Below are 24,700 nucleotides of genomic sequence, written 5' to 3'. Positions count from 1 at the left end.
GTTATTCTGCCTGGACTGTGATAAAAGCAGACAGGGTAAAAAATTATGATGTCAGGATATCAAAGGGACACAAATGGATATTGACATAAAAGAACTTAAAGATTCCAATGAATTTTTAAATATATTGCTGCAGAATATTGATGCCGCCGTTTTTATTGCAGATGAGAACCTTCAAATCCGCCAATTCAATGACAGCTTTATGACACTGTTCAACCCCACCGGTTCAAACCTTGTCGATATTTCGTTTGGCTCTGCTACCGGATGCATCAACGCTGTTAATGAGAATAAACCCTGTGGTGAAACATCGGCCTGCAAGACCTGTATATTAAAACGGTCACTGCTCAATACGCTGATAGACCAGAAAATGAATGAAAAAAAATTTCTGGAACGAATTTTTTATATCAAAGGGCTTCCGGTAAAAAAATATTTTGAATTTACATCCCGGCCCATCACGTTTCGAGACCAAAAAATGATTTTAGTGTTTGTCTATGATGTCACCAAAATAGAATTGTCAAAAATAGAATTGGAACTAAAGCAGAAACAGATCGATATAGACCTTGAAAAAGCCGGTGAAATTCAAAAAAATTTACTGCCGAAAAATCTGCCGGATATGCCGCACATCCGGGTAGACTGGTTTTTTGAACCCTGCCTGACCATTGGGGGGGATATTTTTCATATCTATAAAGAGGGGCAAACGCATATCAGTGCCTATATGCTTGATGTCTGCGGTCACGGTGTTTCAGCTGCCTTGATCGCCGTTACGGTAAAACAGTTTCTGGACCAGCTGCACGCCCAGGGATTAGCAAACAAGACCCCGTTTACCCCCCGGGAGGTCTTAACTTCCCTTGAAAAAGAATTCCCGTTTGAACGATTTGATTGTTATTTTACGATTGTCTATATATTGCTCAATGTAGAAACCGGAGAGCTGATTTATGGATGTGCAGGCCATGTTCCTCCCCTTGTGATCGGCACATCCAAAAAATTCGAAATTCTGCATCAGCACAGCACAATTATCGGCCTTGGTCAGGACCCGCCGCCATCTCAATATACAACCCGTTTAAATCCGGGAGATAAAATCGTCCTTTATACGGATGGGTTGATAGACTATTTTGGCCCAAGAGGGGCCTATTTGAACAAGGAAAATTTTTACGCCACCTTAAGGCAATTGACGGACAAACCAGCGAACCAGATTGTTGAGCAGGTCATGGCAGAACAATGGAAGCATCGGAAAAGGACCGAAGCGGAAGATGATATTACCCTTCTGGTCATCGAATATAATGGGTTTGATGATTAAACATCAATTTTTTTCTTTAAAATTTTCTTTTGAATTTGGATGGTAAATGATAAAGGTCTTTTAAAAACTCAAACTGAATGGATACAAACAATGGACACCAAAGGCATAAAGAAAAAAAACCTTATTGCACAATGGGCTTTTGATACCCGCCCGATTCTCGGCAGACTGCATTTATGGCTTGAAGATGTTAACATTGAGTGGATAAAGGGTCAAACCGAAGATGACTTAACAAATTCAATCTCTTTTGTGGACAACCGGACCGAAAAAATGCTGGCAATGACGTCGGCTGTCACTGCGCTTGGGACAAAGCTGTTTGGCCGATTTGGCCAGGGCGCGGGATTGGAAAAAACACAATTAAACCTTGTGAAAAAAGATGCAGATGCCATTTCTGCCTATGCCATGAGTGAAAGTCTCTGGTATCTCTCCCGGACATTACCTGAAAACCATGCCATCATGGTCTGTTTAGGGGAGGGACTCATGCCGAAAGCCGGCGAAACCCCTGAAATGGGTGCCAATCCTCTTTTGGGTTTCGGCAGGGTCTATGCGAGACCGGAAGTGGCCAAGTACCTGGACGTCTGTATCCTCAAACTGATCAATGACAAAGGGTATGCCTGGGAAGACTTCAGGCGCGCCCTGGCCCATCGAGACATCACGGTGTGGGGTGCGGCCATTGATACGCTGGAAAATACGTCCCGGTTTGCCAAAGGAGAAAAAACCGGCCCGTTAACCGTCTTTCACCTGTTTGATCAACCCCTGGCCATTACCGATCAATATGAAGGCTATATCGGGACCCTTGTTTTGCCCAAAGCTGTCGTTGAAACCGCGGCTGACGACTCTTTGCTGATCAATTATTTCACCCCCAGGGAAAAAGTGGTTGAGGCCATAAAAATGACCTATCCCGGTATAAAACCCGGTTTTATTCATGTATGGACGCTTCAGGGCAAACGCCGGGAACCCCGTATCGGGAAAATATGGAAAGAATGGCATGACCAGGGGGCCCATCTGGTGGATGAAAACTGGACCCTGCCCACAGGGTTTCACCCGTTTACAGATTCCGGTACCTATGCACCGACCTTTGCCGTGAAGACATGGGAAGATGAAAACAATGATACGCATCTGTTCCTGGTTGACGGCTATGCGGCATCGGCTGAGGCCATACAGGCGGCAAGCCTCTCCTCAATACTTAATATTGATGTCTCTCTGGCGGTATTGTCCTCCAAATTTGCACTGAGATTTGATAGAGATGCCGCCTGCATGAAACTGAACCCGGATACTGATAATTTTGCACAGCACTTTAAAAATGAACTTGCCAGAGAAACAGTGGATGATGCCTTGATTGAAACCTATCGGGAAAGCATTCGGCTGGCCCGCAATGCCGGGATTCCATTGAAAAAAAGAATCATTAAAGCCGATGACCTGATTGCTGAAAAAAAATGGCAGGCACTGGCCATATCCGGATACATGCTCCCGGATCCCTATTCCGGATCCCCCGGTGTCAAACAGATATCAGATGACACTTACGCGGTCACGGTTCGGATGACCTCGGAAACCGCCGATAAAAGAATCACCTTTGCCCTGCGATTGCTGGAAACCTTTGGGGAAAGCAAACTGGTTTTCAGTCCGCTGCTCAATCGATTTTTAAAAGGAGAGGATTTCAAAACCCGGGCAGTGAAGATCTCAGATTCAGGGAGGATCAGAAACGAGCTTCAAACCCTGTGTACCGATGCGTTGGAACATTTTGGAAATAAAGTCATTCTCCACTTTGCAAAAATACCGGAAGCCACCATTTCCCAAGGGGACCAGGAAAAGCTGAAAGACATTCTGGCATGGTATAAAAATAATTATCCCATCTGGTTTGAATGGCTCGAATTTAACGGATCATGAAAGGAATATCCGGTGCCGTTCCTGCTGTATGAGACAAAAGAGGAGGGGTAAAAAAAGATAGAGCGATTTCATTTATGAAAGGCAATAAGGCGGTTAAATGACCCCCAAAAAAAAAGTATCATCAGGAATAAGCGGGCTGAACCGGATGATCAACAGCTTGTTTATCGGGGACAATGTCGTCTGGTATGATGATGCCGGCAGCCTTGCCTCGGAATTCTGTACCAGGTTCATCCAGGAATCCCAGCAACAAAACAAACCCATTGTCTATGTCTCCTTTGACCGGTCCCCGAAAAATTTAATTGAAAAACTGGGGCCTTTAGCTGAGAATCAGCAACTGACCATCCTGGATTGTTTTACAAACGGCAAAGGCGATAAGGCCCGGATTTTTAATAAATTTTATGAAAAAGATGGGGCCCAATGGCCTTACCAGGTCATCAAAGTCACCCGGCCGGAACTTCCCCAGGCCGTATCCGATGCCATCTACGGACTGCATAAAACCCTGTCAGGAGATGTCCGGTTTGTCGTTGAGAGTCTCACAGGTATGGCTGATTTATGGGACGGCGAAGACCATATTTTAAAATTTTATTCCCATACCTGCCCCCAATTGTATGAACTGGATACCATTGCTTACTGGATCATTGAAAAAGGCGCGCATTCCCATAAATTAAAAGCCCATATCAATCAGGTGGCCCAGGTGGCGATTGATCTTTCCATCCAAGAGGGAAAAACCAGAATAAAACTCCTCAAGGCAGAAAACCGATCCCCCAAAGCCCTGGGAAAATCCTTATACTATACGTTTCAAGGGGACAATTTTATGCTTGAGGGCAATCAACAGCCCTCCCCCCTTTATGATCTGGGATCTGCCATTAAAGCTTTCCGGAAAACCCAGGGGATGTCACAAAAGGAGTTGTCCCGGCTTGTGGGGGTGACCCCCAGCAATATCTCCCAGATTGAAAGCAACCAGGTGTTCCCTTCCATACCGGCACTTTATAAAATTTCCAACCATCTTTCCGTTGCTGTGGGATCGTTTTTCCAGGAAAAAACACCCCTGGAAAAAACCATTTTTCGCGGTTCAGATGCCATCAAAATCCATGACCCGAACTGGGATAAAAAAAGTATGGATATCACCCAGCTCAACCCCTTTGACCTGGGCGGCAAGGCTGACCTTTTTCTGGTAACCATTTTTCCCGGTGGAAAACTGTCCACCCATTTTTTTCAGCATAAAGGAGAGGAAATCGGACATATCCTGTCCGGTGAGGTCGATATGGTTTTCCAGGATCAGACCCACCACCTTAAACCCAATGATACCGTTTACCTGAAAACCACCCCCCCCACCCAATGGCACAATCGCCATAAAGAGATGACAAAGATTTTATGGATCAAGGTCAAATAAAAGGGCCTTTCTAAAAAAAGGCCCTTTGCTGTCAAATGAACGGCTTTGTTAAGAGTTCAATATCTTTTTTGCACTTTCATTATTCACGTCCGATACGTGGGGAATGCCGGTTTCAATAGCCGTTTCCCGGTTACCGGAAAAAATCTCCTGCCGGGTAATGGTATTCAATGAAAACTTTCTTGCACCGGCCATGAGCTGCTGCAGGCCGCAAGCCAGTTTATCCGCCTGGGTAAAGAACCCGATGGCACCATAGGGAATATTTTTCATTTCATCTTTCCCCACTTTTTTCTCAAGATCATGATAACCGGCAAAAATTTCATCTGCGGTCTTGCCAACTTCCAGAACCGTTTTCGGCAATTCGTTCCAGTTACCGTTCACTGCAGCCCGTCGTTCAGGATAGATGGCACCCTCTATATTGGCCCCTAAAAATCCCGGAATCATAACCGCTCTGCCCATACAGATCAATTTCGTATATGGCGCGCCCAAGGCCAATGCCTTGAAAATATGATCTTCAAGGGCGAACCCACCGGCAAAAGACATGTCCACGACGCTTCTGCCCTTGGCAGATAGAATACTGGCATATTCATGGGCTTTTGAATGAAGATTAATGGAAGGAACGCCCCAGCTTTGCATCATATTCCAGGGACTCATCCCTGTCCCGCCACCGGACCCGTCAATGGTCAACAGATCCAACTCGGCATCGGTGGCAAACTTAATGGCCATTGCCAGCTCTTCCATCCCATAAGAACCTGTTTTTAAAGTAATTCTTTCAAACCCGATTTCCCGGAGATATGCCACACTGTTCATGAAATCTTCCTGAACCTTGCTGACCGTATCCAGGTTGGTACCGCCCAGGCGGCTGTGTCGGGCAAAAGACTTGATCGCGCCCAGCTCAAATCCCTGCTGAACTTCAGGTAGCGTCGGATCAGGGTCAACCACATAGCCCCGTTCTTTCAGGAAAATGGCATATTCAATGCTCCTGACCTGTATTTCCCCACCAATATTCTTTGCTCCCTGGCCCCATTTTAATTCAATGATGCACTTGTCCCCATACTTATCCACGACGTACTCTGCCACACCATTGCGCGTATCCTCTACATTGAGCTGGACAATGATGGCCCCATATCCGTCAAAATACCGCAAATAGGTTTCTATTCTCCGGTCAAGCTCAGGCGCTTTAACGATTTTACCCTTTTTGTCTTTCTGGGGACCGATTTCAGAATTTTGGTCCACCCCCACCACGTTTTCACCGATCACCACGGGAATACCGATCAACGAACCACCAATGGCAAAAGAATCCCAGTATTTTTCTGCAATAAAAGTTGACCCCATGGCACCGGTCATCATGGGCATACGGATCTTTGTTTTCTTTTTTTTACCGAACTCTGTTTCAAGGCTGACATTGGGAAAAATACAATCATCCGCATCATGGGTCATGTCTCCGGTGAGGCCGCTGGAACCATAGGCATACCCTTGAATTCTCAAAGAATTATAGGACACGCCCACATGGGTGGTATTGTTGGCACCGGCCGTTACCAGGCCAAAGCTTCTCGGATATAATAATTTTCTGCCAACCATGCTGGACAGCCATGTTTCACATTTCCCCTGGCAATCGGCCCGGCATAACGTACAAAGACTTGATTCGCAGGCATTCCCCCTGTTTTTAGTTCCCAGGGCATCATTTCCTTTTGAAAATCTCATTTCCATCGTTCGATCTCCTTATTTAAATTATGATACATATTTAAATTTTATGGTTGTTCATTTCCCCGTTGAAATGATCTCCTGAAAATAAAAAAAGGCGCCTTCCTGGTCAGACCAAGAACAGACACCTTTGTCATGTGAAAATTTATTTATACGCCATTGTAGAAATAAATCGAATTAAACATAAGAACTATCTTGTATTCGATTTAATGTCAACTTAATTTTTTTAAAAAAATTATAATATACTTATGTGGTTATGGTGAATTTTTTTATGCGTTTATTTTTTCAAAAAAAATAACCCCTGCTAAACCTCATCGGGTGCAAAAATAATGCACATTAAACGGATCATTTTCCATTTCAATGACATCAATGGATTTAAACCCGGCCTTGCCCAGCAGTTCAACGGCTTTTTGCCTTCCCCACATCATCCCCAGGCCCATACCGCCATCAACAAGACCCACCGGCATGCAATGCATCAGGCTGACCGTATACAAAAAAGGTCCCATGGGATGATTTAAATTCTGGGAATGGTCACTGCCCGCATCAATATCCACCATGGAAAACATGCCGTGGGGGGAAAGCATGTACCGGACCCCCTTCAATGCATCCAATGGTCTGGTTTGATCATGGATGGCATCAAACGCCATGATATAATCAAATCGTCCTTGAAATTCTGTGCTGCCCTCAATTTGAGCGGCATCCTGTATCTGGTAGACCACATTTTCCAGTCCCTGCTCAACCGCAGCTGCCCGGGCCATTCTGATGGCCGCAACATGGGTGTCCATGCCGACAAAATTTGATCGGGGAAAATGCCGGGCCATCAGGTTTAAGGCAACCCCTTCACCACACCCCAGATCACACACGTCCATCCCATTTTCGAGACGACACACAAGCCCTCCCTTATCAACCCCGGGCAAAAATTTGTTGACCAGCACCTGTTCATGTTTTGCATTGGAAAGCTCTGCCATAAACCCCTGGAATTCCGGATAACATGAAAACGGCACGCCCTGCCCGGACGAAAAACCGTTTTCAACTTCCACCAGGGCACAGCGGGTCAGCAAGGGAATTTCCTGGGCATACACCCCCAAGTTTGCATCACCGGAACCCCGGGTTAAACAGGCCGCATGTTCCCGGGGCAAATAATAGGCATTCTCTTTGGATTCTCCTGGAACAATCTCTATAATCTGTCCGGTCACCATCACGCCCAGCCATTCTGAAACATATCGCTGGTTCAGATTTGCCCGGACCGCGATTTCCGTTGCAGATGCCGGACCCGCCATTTGTGCCATCACATCAAACAGGCCTGTTTTATAGCCAATTCCCATGGCCAGGTTCAGGGCGCCATAGTTTAGGATATCCATCATTTTTTGGTTAAATGCTTTTTCTTTTTTATCTGACATTGTTCCTCCGCTGAAATTTCGGTTCGCCAGGCCGGGATCGTTACATGGATTAGTCGTTACGAAATTTTACGCCATCATCTGTTTAAGATCCCTGATCACTTCATCCGTTACACTTATAAGTCCCGTACAAAGCGCCTGGGCGCTTTGTAAATCTTTGGCCTTACCCGCAGCCTCCATTGATTCAATCTGGTGTAAAAACCGGTTTGCATCAATGCTTTTGGCCCCGGATTTAAGAGAATGGGATGTCATGACAATGGTATCAAAATCTTTATTAAGGATGGCTTTCTTTATTTTTTCAATCTCTTCGGGAAATTTCAAAATAATGGTTTTACAGATCTCCATGACAATGTCTTGGTTGTTGCCCATCAGTTTAAGGGCATACTCAAGGTTGCAGCTCCTGGGTTTCTCAGGCATTTTCGTTATGGGCCTTCTACCGTTTGACAGCTGCTCCAGCTTGATTAACAGGTCATCGCCATTGATGGGTTTTGAAACATAATCATCCATACCGGCAGCTAAAAATATTTCCCGGTCGCCTTTGATGGCATGGGCGGTAAGGGCTATAATGGGGATCATTGATATCTCAGGCTGTTGATGGGCCCTGATATGCCGGGTGGTTTCAATACCGTCCATGACCGGCATTTTTATATCCATGAGAATAAGGTCAAAGGCCTGCCCGGACAGAAGATCCAGAACCGCTTGACCGTTTTCTGCTATGACAACGGTATGGCCATGCTGTTCAAGAAAGGGAATGATTAATTTCCGGTTAACTTCAAAGTCTTCGGCCAGGAGAATTTTTAACGGGGTGTATACCGCGTTGCCCTTTGGCAGTGCCGGGGGGGGCAATGCCCGCTTCGACAGGGTATCACCCTCTTCTGACGATGCCTTTATCAGCCGGATTTTAAAATAAAAAGTACTGCCTTTCCCCTCCTGGCTTTCGACCCAGATATCCCCCCCCATCAAATGAATCAACTGCTTTGTAATGGCCAGACCCAGCCCGGTACCACCGGATGCCGTGCCATGGGCACTGCTCAACTGTGTAAAATCATTAAAAACAGCTGTAAATTTGTCAGCCGGTATGCCGATACCGGTGTCTGTTATGGAAAACAGCAGCACAACCTCATCCGGGGAAGATCTCCTGCAATCCTCGTCTTCGACATCAACTGTGATGTTGATGGACCCTTCATTGGTAAACTTGATGGCATTGCCCACAATATTGACAAGGATCTGTCGCAACCTGTGACTGTCCCCCTTTACATATCCGGGGATGCCACCGGTTGAATAGGTCAGGTCCAGCTGCTTTTTTTCTGCTTGAAAAGAAAACATGACCATCAGATCATTTAAAAGCGCATCCATGTCAAACGGTTTCTGATCCAGAACAAATTTCCCGGCTTCTATTTTAGAAAAATCAAGGATGCTGTTCAACAAGGTCAACAGGTGGTCCGAAGAGATCAAAACCGCATCAAGGTAATCTTTTTGGGCATCATCAAGATGGGTGGAAAGGGTCAGGCGCGTCATACCGATAATGGCATTCAGCGGGGTCCGTAATTCATGGCTCATGATGGTCAAAAATTCACTCTTGGCCAGACTGGCATCTTCAGCCATTTTTTTTGCCTGCTTGAAAATTTCTTCCGCCTGTTTTCTTGCTGATATATCCTCAAACGATCCCTGGATTTGGACCAGATTGCCATCCGTATCCTTGATGCCTCTCCCACAGATGGAAACCCATAACCGGGAACCGTCTTTTTTCCTCAATTGGGTTTCAAACCCGGAGACAAAATCATTTTCCCGGAGCAGTTCTAAAAACCGTTCCCGTTGTGTCGGGTCAACATACACCTGTTCTGAAAGATTTTGGATCTTGGATAAAAAGTCTTCAATGGACGTATATCCCATCATCCTGACCAGGGAAGGATTGACGCTCAGCAATCGATTGTCCCGGGAAGACTGAAAGATTCCCTGTACGGAATTATTAAAAATATCCCTGTACTTTTCTTCGGATTTGATCAATTGGTGCTGGATTTGTTTTCGTTCTCTTATTTCCAGCTGCAATTGTGTTAATGTGTTGTCCTGCTGACGGCTCTTTTCTTCCAGTTCAACGGTTCGTTCCCTGACCTTGCGCTGTAATTGTCTGGAATGGTCTTTTTCTTTGATGTTCAATTTTTTAAGCTCTGCCACCATCCCATTGAAGGTATGGGCCAAAATGCCGATTTCATCTTCCCGCTCAACAGGCACCTGCTGGGTAAGATCCCCTTCTTTAACCGATACGGCCGCTTTGATCAGCGTATCAAGGGGACGGATAAAATATTTAAACGAAAGCAGTGTAAATCCAACAATGGAGATCACCATGACCATCAAGGCAAAAAAAGCAAATTTAAACATCATGGTGTTCACCATTGATTTCAGCGCATGCCGGGTCTCTTGGACCGATTCAAGCAGGTTGGATTCCGGCACCGCAACCCCCAGCCGCCAGCCCGTGGACGGCATGATAAAAGAGGAAATCAATAGTTGCTGATCATCGATCAATATACGGTGTTGCCGGGGCGCCGTAGTGGCGGATGAATCCGTCCACAACTGCCTGACAGAAGGGCTTTCCGAGTCAGATAATCTTAAATTAAACAGGGCATTGTATTGGATGTTCTTCAGTTTTGTAACACGTTCAAATCCGAACATGGCAAGATATGCTCTGGGAAAGGCGATGATTCTGCCACCATCGTCGACAATAAAGGAAAACAGGCCCTTTGTCTGCATCAAATCTTTGTTTTTGGTGTCGGCAAGTATCTTGTCCGTAATATCGGTCAAGGTCACATCCACACCGGTGGCACCGATAAAGTCCTGCCCACGGCTGTACACCGGCGTCACGGCGGTTGTCATCAACCCCCGGCCGGCCGGGTCCTGGTAGACCTCTGACCAGCGGGTCTTGCGGTCCGGGTTGTTCTTCGGTTTTACCGCCCTGTACCAGGCAGTGTCCCTTATTTCATAGGCCGATTCAGACAGGTTGCGGATGATGGATGTAAAATTCGGATAATACCGGGTGATGGCTGTTTCAAGGGTGATAAAACAGGCTGCTGCCTCGGAATTTTCACCACTGATGGTTTTTAACAGCGGATCCATATGGGATAAGGTATTCAGCTGTCTGACAATACCGGCATCCGGTTTTTTTTCCCCCCAGTATAATACCATCACAGGGTCGGTGGGATGATTTGAATACAGACGGCTCCGGGGTGATTTTATCAACCGGTCAGACGTATTGCGGGGAACCTCTCCCAGGATATCTTCCATGCCAAGGGCCATTGATGACTGCTGGGCAAGATAGGCGGAAGAGACAGCAATTCTTTTAAAAATATTTTCATATCGCAGGGCTTTTTCCCGGGTGACCTGGGACAGAAAAAAGCTGGCCTGACTTTTAATGCTGACTTCATTTTCAACGGCAGAATACGCCCCGAACTGGGTAACAATTTGGGTGGCCGCATAGGTCAAGAATATCATCGAGGCAATAAAGATAATTGAAAACAAAATAAACAGCCGCATCCGAATCGTTAGGTTTCTTTTCATCACAAATTTAAGCTTCCTGGTGTTATACAATTTTTTTGTTATGTTTTTTGAACAGTTGATACATCCTGGATCTTGAAAGCCCGGACATCCGGCAGATTTCACTGACATTTTTAATGGGCAGGCCTGCCAGATAATCGATATATCTGGACTCCATCAAATGATTGACATATTCGCGAAACGCTTTATACGGGAGGATCTGTTTTGAACTCGTCTGGCTGATATTTAGAAATACCCTTGACCGGATATCGTCGGTATCCTGGGGTATTCCTATGTTTTTTTTAAGGATTTTAATTCGAAATGCCTTGGGCAAAAAATGTGGATAGAGCATGGGTTCGTCAAAGGCATTGGCACAGGCAATGTGCAGCAGATTGATCAGCTCCCGGATATTGCCCGGCCAGTCATACATTTCAAGGGTTTCAACAAAATCATGGGAAATGCCTTTCACATTAATGTTCATCTGCTCACATATGTGGGGGATATAATGATTCAAGATTAACCGGATATCCCCCTGTCGCTGCCTTAATGGCGGAAGGTCAATATGAAACACCACAAGCCTGTAATACAGGTCTTTACGGAAACGCCCCTGATCCACGAGTTTTGCCAGGTCTTTGTTGCTGGCGGAGATGACCCGGAAATCACATGAAATTTCCGTTTTGGCACCAATGGGTCTGAATTTTTTTTCCTGGAGCACCCTGAGCAGGGATTTTTGGACACTGGGATCAAGATCTCCCACTTCATCAAGGAAGAGCGTCCCACCGTCAGATTGACTTATCAGGCCGGATCTGTCCTGTTCCGCGCCGGTGTAAGTGCCTTTGCGGTGTCCGAAAAGAATATTCCCGGCAAGGGTTTTAGGCAGATTGGTACAGTCTACGATAATAAACGGCTGATCACGTCGATGGCTGTTGTCATGAAGCACTTTGGCAACCAGCTCTTTACCCGTGCCGGTTTCGCCGGTAATAAATACGTTTCCATTGCTCAACGACGCCTTTGCCACTGTTTTTAAAATTTTATTTAAAGGAGAACTGTTGCCAATGATCTGATCCCTCTTAAAAACCAAGGGCAGTCTCTCTTTTGTTTTTTCATTCCTGAACTGGATGATTCTCTGGATCACCAATTTAATTTTATGATATGCCGGCGGCTTGACAAGATAATCCCATGCCCCGTTATTCAGGGCCATTTCCGCCCCGTCAATATCGCCGTCACCGGTAATGATAACCACTTCAGGACTGGACCGTACGGCCTTTAAACGGTTGATGCCGGAAAGACCGTTGGCATCGGGAAGTATGACATCAAGAAAGATAATATCAAAACAAAATTGCTCTGCCATTTGAAAACCGGTTTTCATATTACCGGCAATTTTATAGTCATACCCGATCCGATCGATATAAAGGGATAGTTGCTGACTGAAGATGCTGTCATCATCAACGATTAAAATATTGGTCATTATTTGTTTTGTCCCTGGCAAAGAAAAATTATCGCTATGGGTTTCCCATGGTTATTCCATAATACTTTATGCTGAACAAATCAATAGGGTGTCAGGTCAACTGCCTATCAGACCTGACCGGTCAAGCTTGCCTGTCGTATCCCATGTGTCCAGTTTCACAGGATTTTGACCATTCAAGTTAGACAGGTATCAGATGTTCTTTCCAGAAACAAAAAACTTAAAAAAAAGTAACCTATTAAAATATAAAGAAAAAATATTTTAAACCCCATTAAAATTCCCATGGCACACTTGTTGTAATACCCCTTGGAAATGGTTTTTATTTGACAGACATAACAATACAGGAGGACGGACAAATGATTGATGAAAAAGATCTGGCCAAATTATCTTACAGCGGCGCACCCAAAATTGTGAGCAATGGATTTCCAGGGGAAAAAACCCAGGCGTATCTTGACACGGCCTTTGACAATGAATCCATGGCCAGAGGCGGCGGCCGGTTCCCCCTTGTCATGGCGGAAGGAAAAGGGGCCACCATAAAAGATGCCGACGGTAATTTAATGATTGATATTACTGCGGGTGTGGCTGTGAATGCCGTGGGGCGATGCCATCCCAGGGTCGTTAAAGCCATGAAAGACCAAATGGGGACCATGACGCATGCCATTGACTTTTCAAGCGTGCGCCGGACCGAACTGACCGAAAAGGTCGCGGGCATCATGCCCAAAGGACTGAAAGACAATTGTATCACCTATCTGACCCAGTCCGGCAGCGGGGCCGTTGAAACCGCCTTGAAATTTACAAGAAAGATAACGGGTCGCACCCAGGTAGCCGCCTTCCACGGGGCATACCATGGGGTATGGCTCGGATGCAATTCCCTTACCACCGGTGAGCAATACCGGAAAGGATATGGTCCGTTTATTCCGGGCGTTATTCATTTGCCCTATCCCTATTGTTACCGGTGCTGTTTTGGGCTGACCTACCCCACCTGTAACCTGCAGTGCGCCAAATATGTGGACCATGTTCTGAACTCACCGTATACGGGTGCGGATGATGTCGGTGCCCTGATCATCGAAGCCCAGCAGGGGGAAGGCGGATATGTTGCCCCACCGCCAGGCTATCTTGAAATCGTGAAAAAAGCCTGTGAGAAACATGGGGCATTGTATATTTCCGATGAAGTCCAGGCCGGTGCCGGCCGTACCGGCAAGATGTGGTGCATCGAACATTCCGAGGTTGAACCCGACATGATTACCTGGGGTAAAGGCATGGGCGGTGATGTGCCCATGGGCGGCTTGTCCATCCGAAAGGATCTTGCCGAAACAATTGAAGATCACTCCCAGCCCAACACATTTGCAGGAAACGGGGTATCCAGTGTGGCCTGTATGACCAATATCGATATTCTCACTGAAAATGACAATGCCCTGATCAAACGGGCCGGGGATCTGGGCGAACAGATCAAGACCTGGATTCGAGACGGCAGCAAAGATTCAAGGGTTATCGGAGATGTCCGGGGCCGGGGATTGATGATCGGCATTGAAATGGTGGAAGACAAAGAGACCCGTGCCCCCCTCAACCAGGAAGCGGTGGGGAATATTATCGGCGGGATGCTGGGCCGGGGAATGATCATGGTGCCCTGCGGCCGGTTCGGTAATGTTTTCAGGTTCATGCCGCCCCTGGTGATCACAGAAAATTATGCCCGAAAAGCGGTGGATATCCTTCTGGATACGGTCAACGAAGTATCAAAATAGATGTGCTAGAATCAAACCCATATGCGATTTACAACACGTATCCTGGCGTCACCCCCGGCTATGCCGGCCGGGGGGGGGCTCCAGGGGTGGATCCCAATTAACCATTTAACAGGAGAAAAATGATGTCCATGAAAAAATATTACAGAAAACTGACAGGTTTGATCGTCTTAAGTCTCGTGTGTTTATCGTTTATGTTTGTGACACAGGCGCCGGCCAAAGGCAAAGTGTATAGATGGAAAATTCAATCCGGATATCCCCATGGTGATCTGTCCTTTGAACTGCTCAAGGATTTTGCCAAGGATTTGGAAAAATTGAGCAATGGCAAGTTTAAGATCTCTGTTTTTGCTGATCCGGAAATCGTCCCTCTGGAACAATTATTCGATTCCACCAAAATGGGGGTGATTGATATGCTGCATGCTGCCGGCGCCTTTTGGGGAGGCATTGTACCGGTGGGGGAAGTTGAATTCGGCATCCCCTATGCGTATCGAATTGAAAGTGAAACCGATTTTGTTAAAAAAGCAGAGAAGGTCAGATCCTTCTTTTTTGAAAAAGGATTTGCCGATCTGTTAAGAGAAGAATATGGAAAACAGGGCCTGTACTGGCTTGATATGCACACCTATGGCCCGGTACCCTTTATTCTGTCAACCAAAGCCATTGAAACCAGCGCAGATCTCAAGGGCGTTAAAATCAGGGATGAGGGCATCTACACCACCTGGCACAATATGCTGGGGGCAAGAGGAGTGTATGTCTCCGGCAGTGAAGCCTATCTCGGGTTAAAAACAGGTGTCATAGACGCCTGTCAATGGGATGTCAGCGCCATTTCCGGGCTCCGGCTCCAGGAAGTGGCCAAACACTGGATTGTGGGCGAAGAGAATGATCATGCCATCGGTCACATGCTTGTAAATCAAACATCCTATGATAAGCTTCCCGACAATCTGAAACAGGTGTTGAAAACGGCGGCAAAAAATTATTGGCATACCACTGTATCCGGGTATCAAAAAGAGTTGGAAGTCGCCGAAAGAATGGTTAAAGAGGGAACATTAATCAAGAACGTTCTGGATGCGGAGAGCATTGCCCAACACAAGAAAGCCGCTGACATCCTCTGGGAAGAAGTCTCAAAGAGAGACGCTGCCAGTAAAAAGGCCATAGAGCTGTTAAGAGCCTGGGATCATTAATCATCCATTGTTTGCCTTAACTTGGACGGGAAAATGAAAAAAATAGTATATTCAATGTTTAAGACAATAGACACGTTCAGCCGGAATCTGGGGTGGAGTGCGGGCTTGCTGATCCTGGTCATCATGTTGATGACCACCTATGAAGTAACGGCAAGGTATGCCTTTAATGCACCCACCCTTTGGGTATGGCCGCTAAATCGTCAGATTTTTGGTGTTTTTATCCTGTTTGCAGGTATTTATGCCATGTCCCAGGAAGCCCATATCAGGATTGAGGTCCTGTTTGATCTTTTCCCCAAAAAGATGAAACAGATCGCAAAGATTATTGCGTTGATGGCATTTGTCTGTTTTGCCGGCGTCCTGATCTGGCAGGGCTATCGGATGGGATACAATGCCTGGATGGTAAAGGAGAAGGCCAGCGGTGCATTCAGGCTTCCCCTATATCCCCTGAAAATGTTTATTCCGGTGGCGGCGGTGATCTTCATGCTGGAAGGGATATATATCCTTTTGATAAAAACCGACAAAGACAAAGAGGATTAGAGGGAATCATGGAAATCGGATTGATCACTACATTATTGTTCGGCGGGCTTCTGGTACTGTTAATGCTTGGGGTTCCAGTGGCCTTTGCCCTGAGTGCCGTCACCATAGTCCTGACATTTATGCTCGACGGTGCAAACGGGTTATATATCGTCGTTACCACCACCTATCGGCAGATAACAGATCCGAATTTGATTACGATCCCTTTGTTTATACTGATGGGTAATTTTCTGGTCCATTCAGGTATTTCCGACAGGATTTTCAAGGCATTGGGATACTGGCTTTCCAGAATCAGGGGCGGGCTTGCCATCGTTTCCATAGGCGTGTGCGTGGCCCTTGCAATGTGCGGCGGGTTCGGGCCGGGAATTTTAACCATGGGGCTCATCGCGGTTCCGGCCATGTTAAAACAAAAATATGACAGTGCCCTGGCCCTGGGAAGCGTCATGGCAGGCGGTGTACTGGGAGAAATCATCCCCCCCTCCATTATCATGATTATTTTTGCCTATATTTCCCGGGTGTCCATTGGAAAACTCTTTTTTGCAGGCATTATCCCGGGTGTTTTGACGGCATTTTTATACATCCTGTATATCACTGTCAAATGCCGCATTCACCCAGAAACCGCACCGGTTTTAAAAGAAAAAGTGACCTGGGAAAAAAGACTGCTGGGGTTAAAGGATATACTTCCGCCTTTTTTCCTTATATTTCTGGTGCTGGGATCCATCTTTTTAGGAATGGCTACCCCGGCAGAAGCGGCTGCAATCGGTGCCTTTGGCGCATTGGTGATCTGTATCTTTTATCGAAAGCTCAGCCTTAATGTCATCAAAGAGTCCAGTCAGTATACCCTTTCTGTCAGTGGCATGGTGCTTTGGATTCTGGTCGGGGCCACCTTGTTCAGCGTGTTTTACACCAGTGCTGGTGCCCAGTCCATGGTGACGGAAATTATTGGCGGGCTGGATGTCAACAAATGGGTTATCCTGCTGGGGATGCAGATTATTTTGCTGATTTTCGGTATGTTTATGGATGACTATGCGGTGGTGACCATTTGTGCACCAATTTTCGTGCCCATTGCAAACAGTATCGGGTTTGATCCGATCTGGTTTTCCATTATCTTTATTTTAAATATGCAGGTGGCCTATCTGACACCGCCTTTTGGGTGGGCCCTGATTATGATGAAGGGTGTGGCGCCCGCAGATATCCGGACAGAACAGATCTGGAGATCTGTTCCGCCATTTGTCTGCATCCAGTTGTTTGTCTTGCTCTTAACCATGATTTTTCCAAAAATTGCCCTGTTTCTGCCGGAATTGATGTTTTGACCTTTTGCTGCAGGATACAATTTTACGGATGAGCATCACAATACCCGTTACTAATACTGAAGGTAAAACAAAATTTAATCCCATTTACATCGAGGAGATCGCGTTATGATTATAGGAATTTTAAAGGAAATCAAACCCCAGGAAAACCGGGTGTGCATGACCCCTGCCGGTGTTGACATGATGAAAGCCCACGGCCACACCGTCCATGTTGAAAAAAATGCCGGGTTAGGGTCAGGCTTTGAGGACAACCAGTATATCAAAGCCGGTGCAACGATCCTTGACACGCCGGGGGAAGTTTATGGCATTGCTGATATGGTCATGCATGTGAAAGAACCTCAGCCATCAGAATTCGGGTTCATCCGAGAAGGACAGATCGTTTTTACCTATTTACATCTTGCCGCAGATAAAGATCTGACCCAGGCGCTGTTAAAAACAGGTTCAATTGGCATTGCCTATGAAACCATTGAGGATCGAACCGGTGGACTGCCCTTGCTGGCACCGATGAGTGAGGTTGCCGGACTGCTGGCCACCCAGCAGGGCGCCAAATATCTTGAAAGAACCTTTGGCGGACGCGGATTGCTCCTGGGGGGTGTGACAGGAACGCCCTCGGCAAACGTACTGGTCATTGGCGGCGGGGTGGTGGGGGTTCATGCAGCCCAGGTGGCCTGTGGTATGGGGGCCCAAGTGACCATCCTGGATATGAATATTGATCGGCTGCGCTATCTGTCTGAAATCATGCCAGCCAATTGCCAACCCCTGATGTCTTCCCCGGCACTGATCCGGGATCTTGTAAAAACCTCTGACCTGGTAGTGGGTGCGGTTCTTGTTGCCGGCGCCAAGGCCCCCAAACTGATCACAAGAGACATGCTGTCCACCATGAAAAAAGGATCGGTCATTGTGGATGTGGCCATTGATCAGGGCGGGTGTTTTGAGACTTCCCGACCCACCACCCATGATGATCCCGTTTATGAGGTCGATGGGGTTATCCACTACAGCGTTGCCAATATGCCCGGGGCGGTTCCATTAACTTCTACCATGGCGTTGACCAATGCCACCCTGCCCTATGCATTGAAAATTGCCAATAATGGTTGGAAAGCCGTTTGTAAGGACAATGGCTTTGCAAAGGGCGTTAACTATGTGGGCAACACCCTGGTCTGCAAACCGGTCGCAGATGCGTGCAACATGGACCATACCGCTCTTGACACCCTGTTGTGATCATTAATCATTAAATACTGACGTTTCCCATACAACGCCCAGGTTAACCCCTGGGCGTTGTATCGTTTGATGCCCGCGCTAGAAAATCATACTCAATTGTTCGAGATTAATTTCATTCTCCAATGATTTTGACCAGAACCCGTTTTTTCCGTCGACCGTCAAATTCACCATAAAAAATCTGTTCCCATGTGCCGAAATCAAGTTTTCCCCCGGTAATGGCGATCACACTCTCCCTTCCCATGATCTGCCGTTTCATATGGGCATCGGCATTGTCTTCACCCCTATTATGCCGGTATTGGGAAACCGGCTCATGGGGGGCTAACTTTTCAAGCCACACGTCATAATCCCGGTGCAACCCTGATTCGTCATCATTGATAAATACAGAGGCCGTGATGTGCATGGCGTTTATAAGGACAAGCCCTTCCCTTATGCCACTTTCATCAATGCAGACCTGAACATCAGGCGTAATATTGATGAACGCCCGTCTGGTCGCAACCTCAAACCATAGTTCTTTTCGATATGTTTTCATAAAATAAATTCCATTTTTTGTTAATTCATTATAAGACTAAACCATATCGAAACATAATTTTCAAGGAAACCCGTTGCCTTGTCTGTTTTTCCCCATCATCTGACGGGAAGAAATTAAAGAGGGGTCATGCTTCTGCTGTTGAATACAACCAAGACCATGAACTTGAGCGCGCCAGTGCCACACCGCCTGGAGGTGACAGAACCGCTTCTGATGGACCAGGCCTGCCGCCTGGCCGACAAACTGGCCAAAATGAGCCGCGCCCAGCTGATGCACCTGATGTCTTTGAGCGAAAAACTGGCTGACGAAACCAGGGCCAATGCCGTGCGCTGGGGACGGGAAGGCCGACCGAAAATCCCCGCCTTGTTCGGTTTCACAGGCCTTGTCTATAAAAGCCTTGATGCGCCCAACCTTGATGCAACCCAGTGCGGTGATGCCCAAAAAAGGATTCGCATTTTATCCGGACTTTACGGTCTCTTGCGCCCCTTCGACCAAATTGAAGCCTATCGCCTGGAAATGGGCCATAAATTGGTGATGGGCAAGGCAAAAAACTGTACCGTATTTTGGAAAGACCGGTTAACCGCCACACTGAATGCGGGGTTAACCGTCGGCGAACCGATTATCAGCCTGGCTGCCCAGGAATATATGAAGGCACTGGATCTTAAAAAACTGAACGGTCCGGTCATTTCACCTGTTTTCAAAGAACGAGCCACTGACGGCACGCTCAAGACTGTTGCCGTGCATGCAAAGAAGGCCCGGGGTGAACTGGTGCGATACGCCCTGGTGCATAAGGCTCGAACGCCCCGGGACCTGCTGGAATTTAATGCACTGGGGTGGACTCCAGCGACGGACGTCCCTGAAAAGGGACCCTGGTTATTTACGCGGCCGGTGACCGCATAACAATTTGAACGCTTATACAAATCCAATCTTGCTGTTTCCATTAAGGCCCTGGCAGACATGTGGGAAAGTTACAAAAAATGGTGAACTGGTATATCATTTGATTCAGGGCCATACAAAAAAAATAATTATTGATCCGCTTATTTCAACCTATATCGGAGGATCCATTTTCGGCCAAACGAACAAGATCATGGATAAAAGGCGGGGTGTTTGAGTTGACTTTGACGAACCATGCTTTTAACAACGTTTCAAGAACTATGTGCCCAACAAACAAGGGCCAAGTATTATCTCCTTTTTCAAACAAATCATTCCGATCATCAAAGTTGAGTATGCTCCTTGGACGGACTGTTCTCATCCCTGTTCTTGGTCACCATGGTTTTTCAGGATACCTGAGCATTGCCATTAAAATTCACAACTGATATCTATGACTCTGACATGAATTCTGACACGACTTTTCTTGACTTTTCTTCTTAAAAAATAGTATGGTTTAGATTAAATAGTAGTTTTCCGTGGAATAATTATAAGTACTTATTCCAGAACCGGAATGTGAACAAGTAAATCGAGTCTATGTACCCGAGAGGGAGGCAGGTCATGATCACTTTTCGCTTTCGGTTGGTTGCTCTAATTACCCTTTTTTCCTATACCTTTTGCTTTTCAGGACTTCCTTCTTTTTTGGGTTATCCGAAACCGAAAATAGCATATGCTCAAGAGACGGCCAAACCGAGTGCCTCAACGGCGTTACCCTTTAGCCGTCTTAAATCATCCGTGTATAGGATAGCCAAGAAGGTAACCGAATACAGGGACGCTCTTTCGAGAGTCAGTAATGGCGTATCCTCCATGCCTGCCCCTGTAATGCCTCAATTGAGCGGCCTGCAGCAGGAGATCGCGGCCCTATATGCCCAGATGCAGGCTTTCTTGAACAACTGGACGTGGCAAGAGGCAGGTGGCCTCGATAAAACAGCTTTAAAAAGGGACATTCAGCAGAAGGCTTTACGTTGGTATGCCACCGTGCAAAGTTTGATCTCAAAGATTCTCAAAGAGCAGAATCCTGCAATGGCCTCCCAGCTTCTGAACGATTTACGCAATGAGCTGACATCCACAGTGGATTCCCCAGCCCCCCTGCCTCCCACAACCAAAGAAACCCTGCCGACTCCGCGGAAACCGAGAATGAATATCATTCCGGATGATACCGTTCCGGGAGTAGAGGATGCCCACAGGGCTTCTCCCGGCAGTCGTTTTCCATCGGATCAAAGGGTTCCATCCGATATGGGGGATGACCGCCAGTACGTACTATCTTTATACCAGGAGGTTCGCAACAGCCTGCGCTACGAGCCCTATTACGGATCACGCAAGGGGGGCGAGGAGACACTGGCTGAAGGCGGAGGCAATGACTTCGACATCGCCTCGGCGCTTGCCCAGCGTTTGAAGGGCGAAACTCTAAGCGACCCCAATATTCCCACCCGGTATGTATACGGAACCGTACTAATCCCGGTCGAAGCGGTCATGAATTGGGTGGGCGGGGCGGATACCCCTGAAATTGCTATTTCCATCCTGGAAAAGAGCGGTATACCTGCAGAGGGGCTTCCCGAAGGCGGACCCTACACCCACATCCGTATGGAGCACCTGTGGCTGGAGGTATGCATTAGAAATGAAGTCTTCGAATGTGAGTGGCATCCGCTGGATCCGGGCTTCAAGCTTTATGAAGATCACTCCGGGATCAATTGGGGGAATTTCAATCAGGCACATCCCATGGATGCTTTCGTCATTCCGGAAGCCATGGATTTGAATCTTCTGGAGGACTATGGATCAAGACTGAATACCACGATCTTTGCCGCGGAAATCAAGAGACACGCCGAAGCGCTGGAGTCCTATCTTCAGACTCAGGTCAAGACTGACCCCACCATGAGAGATTTGCTCGGGTATCGAGAGATTATCCAGGACAATTCCCAGGTTCTCCCGGCAGCTCTTCCCTACGAGGTCGTCTCGGTACTCTGGCGTGAAAACAGCATTCCGGCCGCCTACCGGGACAGGATGAATATCGACTGGTACAAGAGCGCTGCAGACGACTCTCCCGCTGCAAGCTATTCCCTTTACCTCGACCAGATCGGAGGAGACATATTGTGCCTCTACTATTTGGGTTTAGACGAATCCCACGAAGAAAAGCTGAGCCGTTGGGACGGCACCAATTATGGCCATATAGAGACTGTCCCGCGTCTGCGTCTTGGATACCGGGATTTTGATTTTCCCGGTACCGGTGTCGCCGGAAATGAAATGGGGTCCAAAGAAAGACTGGGGGTCACTTATGATTTTGCTGACGGTACCCAGTCAAGCAACAAGTACGAGATAAATGCCGGCAGCATATACGTCTTCGGGTTCAGCTTCGGACAGATTCCTGTGAACCGGATGCAGAATCGCATCAACGATCTCCAAAAATGGCTCTATGGTATTCAGATTTCCGAGAATAAAAGTAATTCGGTTGAGCCGTCCCGATCCTTGATGGAAAATCAAAAAAAGCTTCAGCAGTCAAGTGGGATTGGCGCTGTAAGCATAGGTCCGTATTACCGGGATATCTATTCGCCACGGATACTGGGAACTGCCATGGCGTTGTTGGCCGACGGGTATTTCCTGGAAACATCCATGTTATCTTCACACCAGGCAGCAACCGCGGGCATTATCCGGTTCAATGAATTTCAACAGGGTCTGTTTTCCTGGCAGATAAAGCCCTTTTACCTGTTTGGCGAAGTTTGGGATGTAGAGGGATTCGGCGGCCCGTCTATCGATCTAAAAGTCCATAAGAGTTATGCCGTCTCTGCCGTCGGAGATCCCCAGGGAGAATGGAGTTACAACATGTTTTGTGGTGTGGTGAGCTCCTTTATGGAGGGCAACATTATAGAGCAGTTCTTCGGCCTTCCAGCGGTTTCCACCATTCACTATTTTCAGCAAGCCAACCAATCCGGTATGAAAATACACGTGGTAGACGTCACGAACCTCACTGATAAGCTAATGCGTCTGAATCATCACCCCTCTGATATAGACCAGATCACCGAGGCCGTCAGCCAGGGCAAGATCGTCGTGATTCCGCAATCCGACATTACAATCGGCGACCTTCAATGGGCAACGGGATTTGCAATCATCGATCCGAAAACCGGGAAGTCCGATTTTTTGATCACCCATCTGCTCGGGGGAGGTAAATCGGTATTCGATGCTCAGCGAGGTGCGCTAATCAACCTGTTGTTGTCAACTATGGGCTTCAGCGCCCTTGCTATCATCGGAGCTTTTGTTTTTGTAAATTCTCCCTTACTCGGAGGGATTATTATCGCCGCGGATTTGGCCCTTACATTTTCATCGTATATCCGCGATATGCTTAAATGGGTCAAAGCGGCTACCAATGCCCTTCGAAATGCACAAGACTCGATTCAAATACCTGGCAGAGCAGCCTTGAATATGGATGAAGCTGATAAGAATCGGTTGCTATACCTGATCGACCAGACCGCCATCGGGGAGTTGATGGAGATTCAAATGCGAATGCTCGTCCACGAGGTGTCCGGATTCGGCAGACCGGATATACATCAGTTGAAATCCATGAGAGATTCTCTCGTCCAGGCCGTGGTAAATGACCCCGAGTTATTCGGCCGTTTCCTGGCAACGCTCCAACACTTTTACGGCTTTGAAGTCTTCTACACCCTGCGTCCCCTTCTGAGCGATGAGCAATTGCTGAAACTTGGTGTGAGCTTCGTCGATCTTCAGAGTTTGCTTGACTTGCTGCAATACCTTGAGGGATTTGCAGAGGGAACGGAATTTTTCAATGAGTTTGTCGCACGCGCCTGCAAGGACATGGGCTATACAGGGATCAATCAGCTCAAGAACTGGCAAGAAACCATTGACGAGGTGTTTGCTGAGTGGGTTGCCCTGAAGTATCCTTTGGCGCTTGAGGATCCTTCATCGGATTGGATTGTGTATAACGCGCGCCAGCTCACTAGCAAAGGTTACGATTTTTATCACACCGCGGGTGTTGCTGCCAGCAACAGCAATGCGATCTATGTGATCGATTCCTACCACGAAGCGATTGGGGTTTCAACCGATTCTGATTTTTTTGTGCGGCAAATCGACTTTAGATTCGGCGGCTCCGGCACCCAAAAAAAGGCCTTCAAAAATCCACACGGCATTGCGGTTTCCTCATCTGGAAAAGTGTATGTGGCAGACACAGGCAATCACAGAATTCAGGTCTTTGACGCGATGGGGAGTCTCCTGTCTGTCATAGGAGCGCCCGGGAATTCCACGGGCCAATTGCTGGCCCCGCGCGGTCTTAGTATAGACGACCAGGAAATCCTTTACGTGGCCGACACAGGCAATCACCGGATCTGCGTTTTTGACCCGGAAGGAGTCTTTTTGAAAGAGATCGGGGGCTATGGGCGGGAAGACCACCGACTGATCCGGCCGCAAGGGGTGGCGGTGGATGATCTGGGAAACGTCTATGTGGCGGATACGGGCAACCATCGTGTTGTTAAATTCAGAGCTCCTGACATTAGCCAAATTTAAATGCAGCTTATGCAGCCTTAAATATCAGTTTCAGCTCTGTCCCGGGGTATAAAAAATTTTCCTTGTTTACTATGTCACAAAGCTCCCCCAAAGACTC

General features: G+C 47.2%; 15 protein-coding genes. 10 read left to right on the top strand and 5 right to left on the bottom strand.

Annotation, left to right across the window (positions count from 1 at the left end; translation table 11 throughout):
• Nucleotides 1-73: 73 nt before the first annotated feature.
• The 3 genes from Q1Q15_RS03540 to Q1Q15_RS03530 all read left to right on the top strand — a co-directional run bounded on the left by Q1Q15_RS03540 (nucleotide 74) and on the right by Q1Q15_RS03530 (nucleotide 4,571).
• Nucleotides 74-1,294, top strand: a complete 1,221-nt coding sequence (locus tag Q1Q15_RS03540; protein ID WP_300456728.1) for a SpoIIE family protein phosphatase — start codon at nucleotides 74-76, stop codon at nucleotides 1,292-1,294.
• A 90-nt stretch (nucleotides 1,295-1,384) separates the two neighbouring features.
• Nucleotides 1,385-3,178 (top strand): hypothetical protein, encoded by a 1,794-nt coding sequence (locus tag Q1Q15_RS03535; RefSeq protein ID WP_300456725.1) that lies wholly within the window; start codon nucleotides 1,385-1,387, stop codon nucleotides 3,176-3,178.
• A 97-nt stretch (nucleotides 3,179-3,275) separates the two neighbouring features.
• Nucleotides 3,276-4,571: a helix-turn-helix domain-containing protein gene (locus tag Q1Q15_RS03530; protein WP_300456722.1), complete on the top strand. Its 1,296-nt coding sequence runs from the start codon at nucleotides 3,276-3,278 to the stop codon at nucleotides 4,569-4,571.
• Between the two features lie 48 nt (nucleotides 4,572-4,619).
• On the opposite strand, the gene Q1Q15_RS03525 is transcribed toward Q1Q15_RS03530, so the two are convergent.
• The 4 genes from Q1Q15_RS03525 to Q1Q15_RS03510 all read right to left on the bottom strand — a co-directional run bounded on the left by Q1Q15_RS03525 (nucleotide 4,620) and on the right by Q1Q15_RS03510 (nucleotide 12,665).
• On the bottom strand, nucleotides 4,620-6,278 hold the full coding sequence (locus Q1Q15_RS03525) for a glutamate synthase-related protein (protein ID WP_300456719.1): 1,659 nt from the start codon (nucleotides 6,276-6,278) through the stop codon (nucleotides 4,620-4,622).
• 305 nt (nucleotides 6,279-6,583) lie between these two features.
• Entirely contained in the window at nucleotides 6,584-7,672 is a 1,089-nt protein-coding gene (locus tag Q1Q15_RS03520; RefSeq protein WP_300456716.1) for a methyltransferase domain-containing protein, read from the bottom strand.
• A gap of 66 nt (nucleotides 7,673-7,738) precedes the next feature.
• Nucleotides 7,739-11,221, bottom strand: coding sequence for an ATP-binding protein (locus Q1Q15_RS03515; RefSeq protein ID WP_300456713.1), 3,483 nt, complete (start codon nucleotides 11,219-11,221; stop codon nucleotides 7,739-7,741).
• A gap of 22 nt (nucleotides 11,222-11,243) precedes the next feature.
• A complete protein-coding gene (locus tag Q1Q15_RS03510; protein WP_300456709.1) occupies nucleotides 11,244-12,665 on the bottom strand; it encodes a sigma-54 dependent transcriptional regulator in 1,422 nt (473 codons plus the stop codon).
• A 353-nt stretch (nucleotides 12,666-13,018) separates the two neighbouring features.
• On the opposite strand from Q1Q15_RS03510, the gene Q1Q15_RS03505 reads away from it, so the two are divergent.
• The 5 genes from Q1Q15_RS03505 (at nucleotide 13,019) to ald (ending at nucleotide 18,641) form a co-directional block, all read left to right on the top strand.
• Nucleotides 13,019-14,404, top strand: coding sequence for an aspartate aminotransferase family protein (locus Q1Q15_RS03505; RefSeq protein WP_300456706.1), 1,386 nt, complete (start codon nucleotides 13,019-13,021; stop codon nucleotides 14,402-14,404).
• A 128-nt stretch (nucleotides 14,405-14,532) separates the two neighbouring features.
• Complete coding sequence (dctP, locus tag Q1Q15_RS03500) at nucleotides 14,533-15,579, top strand: TRAP transporter substrate-binding protein DctP (RefSeq protein WP_300456704.1); 1,047 nt, start codon at nucleotides 14,533-14,535, stop codon at nucleotides 15,577-15,579.
• Between the two features lie 33 nt (nucleotides 15,580-15,612).
• Nucleotides 15,613-16,116 (top strand): TRAP transporter small permease, encoded by a 504-nt coding sequence (locus Q1Q15_RS03495; protein ID WP_300456703.1) that lies wholly within the window; start codon nucleotides 15,613-15,615, stop codon nucleotides 16,114-16,116.
• A gap of 8 nt (nucleotides 16,117-16,124) precedes the next feature.
• Entirely contained in the window at nucleotides 16,125-17,426 is a 1,302-nt protein-coding gene (locus tag Q1Q15_RS03490; RefSeq protein ID WP_300456702.1) for a TRAP transporter large permease subunit, read from the top strand.
• Nucleotides 17,427-17,531: 105 nt separating this feature from the next.
• The gene (gene ald / locus Q1Q15_RS03485) at nucleotides 17,532-18,641 is read left to right on the top strand and encodes an alanine dehydrogenase (protein ID WP_300456699.1); all 1,110 of its coding nucleotides are present in this window, start codon (nucleotides 17,532-17,534) and stop codon (nucleotides 18,639-18,641) included.
• A 112-nt stretch (nucleotides 18,642-18,753) separates the two neighbouring features.
• Here ald and Q1Q15_RS03480 read toward each other — a convergent pair whose 3' ends face one another.
• Complete coding sequence (locus tag Q1Q15_RS03480; RefSeq protein ID WP_300456697.1) at nucleotides 18,754-19,170, bottom strand: secondary thiamine-phosphate synthase enzyme YjbQ; 417 nt, start codon at nucleotides 19,168-19,170, stop codon at nucleotides 18,754-18,756.
• Nucleotides 19,171-19,296: 126 nt separating this feature from the next.
• Between Q1Q15_RS03480 and Q1Q15_RS03475 the strand changes: the two genes are divergently transcribed.
• Nucleotides 19,297-20,067: a YaaA family protein gene (locus Q1Q15_RS03475; protein ID WP_300456694.1), complete on the top strand. Its 771-nt coding sequence runs from the start codon at nucleotides 19,297-19,299 to the stop codon at nucleotides 20,065-20,067.
• Between the two features lie 588 nt (nucleotides 20,068-20,655).
• Entirely contained in the window at nucleotides 20,656-24,603 is a 3,948-nt protein-coding gene (locus tag Q1Q15_RS03470; RefSeq protein WP_300456691.1) for a 6-bladed beta-propeller, read from the top strand.
• The last annotated feature ends 97 nt before the right edge of the window (nucleotides 24,604-24,700 follow it).

The organism is Desulfobacula sp. (assembly GCF_030145145.1).
GTDB lineage: Bacteria > Desulfobacterota > Desulfobacteria > Desulfobacterales > Desulfobacteraceae > Desulfobacula.
This window is presented reverse-complemented; position numbering and strand designations above follow the sequence as displayed.

Coding starts and splice junctions, on each gene's coding strand:
- Q1Q15_RS03540 (WP_300456728.1), top strand. CDS start 74: ATGGATATTGACATAAAAGAACTTAAAGATTCCAATGAATTTTTAAAT.
- Q1Q15_RS03535 (WP_300456725.1), top strand. CDS start 1,385: ATGGACACCAAAGGCATAAAGAAAAAAAACCTTATTGCACAATGGGCT.
- Q1Q15_RS03530 (WP_300456722.1), top strand. CDS start 3,276: ATGACCCCCAAAAAAAAAGTATCATCAGGAATAAGCGGGCTGAACCGG.
- Q1Q15_RS03525 (WP_300456719.1), bottom strand. CDS start 6,278: ATGGAAATGAGATTTTCAAAAGGAAATGATGCCCTGGGAACTAAAAAC.
- Q1Q15_RS03520 (WP_300456716.1), bottom strand. CDS start 7,672: ATGTCAGATAAAAAAGAAAAAGCATTTAACCAAAAAATGATGGATATC.
- Q1Q15_RS03515 (WP_300456713.1), bottom strand. CDS start 11,221: ATGAAAAGAAACCTAACGATTCGGATGCGGCTGTTTATTTTGTTTTCA.
- Q1Q15_RS03510 (WP_300456709.1), bottom strand. CDS start 12,665: ATGACCAATATTTTAATCGTTGATGATGACAGCATCTTCAGTCAGCAA.
- Q1Q15_RS03505 (WP_300456706.1), top strand. CDS start 13,019: ATGATTGATGAAAAAGATCTGGCCAAATTATCTTACAGCGGCGCACCC.
- dctP (WP_300456704.1), top strand. CDS start 14,533: ATGAAAAAATATTACAGAAAACTGACAGGTTTGATCGTCTTAAGTCTC.
- Q1Q15_RS03495 (WP_300456703.1), top strand. CDS start 15,613: ATGAAAAAAATAGTATATTCAATGTTTAAGACAATAGACACGTTCAGC.
- Q1Q15_RS03490 (WP_300456702.1), top strand. CDS start 16,125: ATGGAAATCGGATTGATCACTACATTATTGTTCGGCGGGCTTCTGGTA.
- ald (WP_300456699.1), top strand. CDS start 17,532: ATGATTATAGGAATTTTAAAGGAAATCAAACCCCAGGAAAACCGGGTG.
- Q1Q15_RS03480 (WP_300456697.1), bottom strand. CDS start 19,170: ATGAAAACATATCGAAAAGAACTATGGTTTGAGGTTGCGACCAGACGG.
- Q1Q15_RS03475 (WP_300456694.1), top strand. CDS start 19,297: ATGCTTCTGCTGTTGAATACAACCAAGACCATGAACTTGAGCGCGCCA.
- Q1Q15_RS03470 (WP_300456691.1), top strand. CDS start 20,656: ATGATCACTTTTCGCTTTCGGTTGGTTGCTCTAATTACCCTTTTTTCC.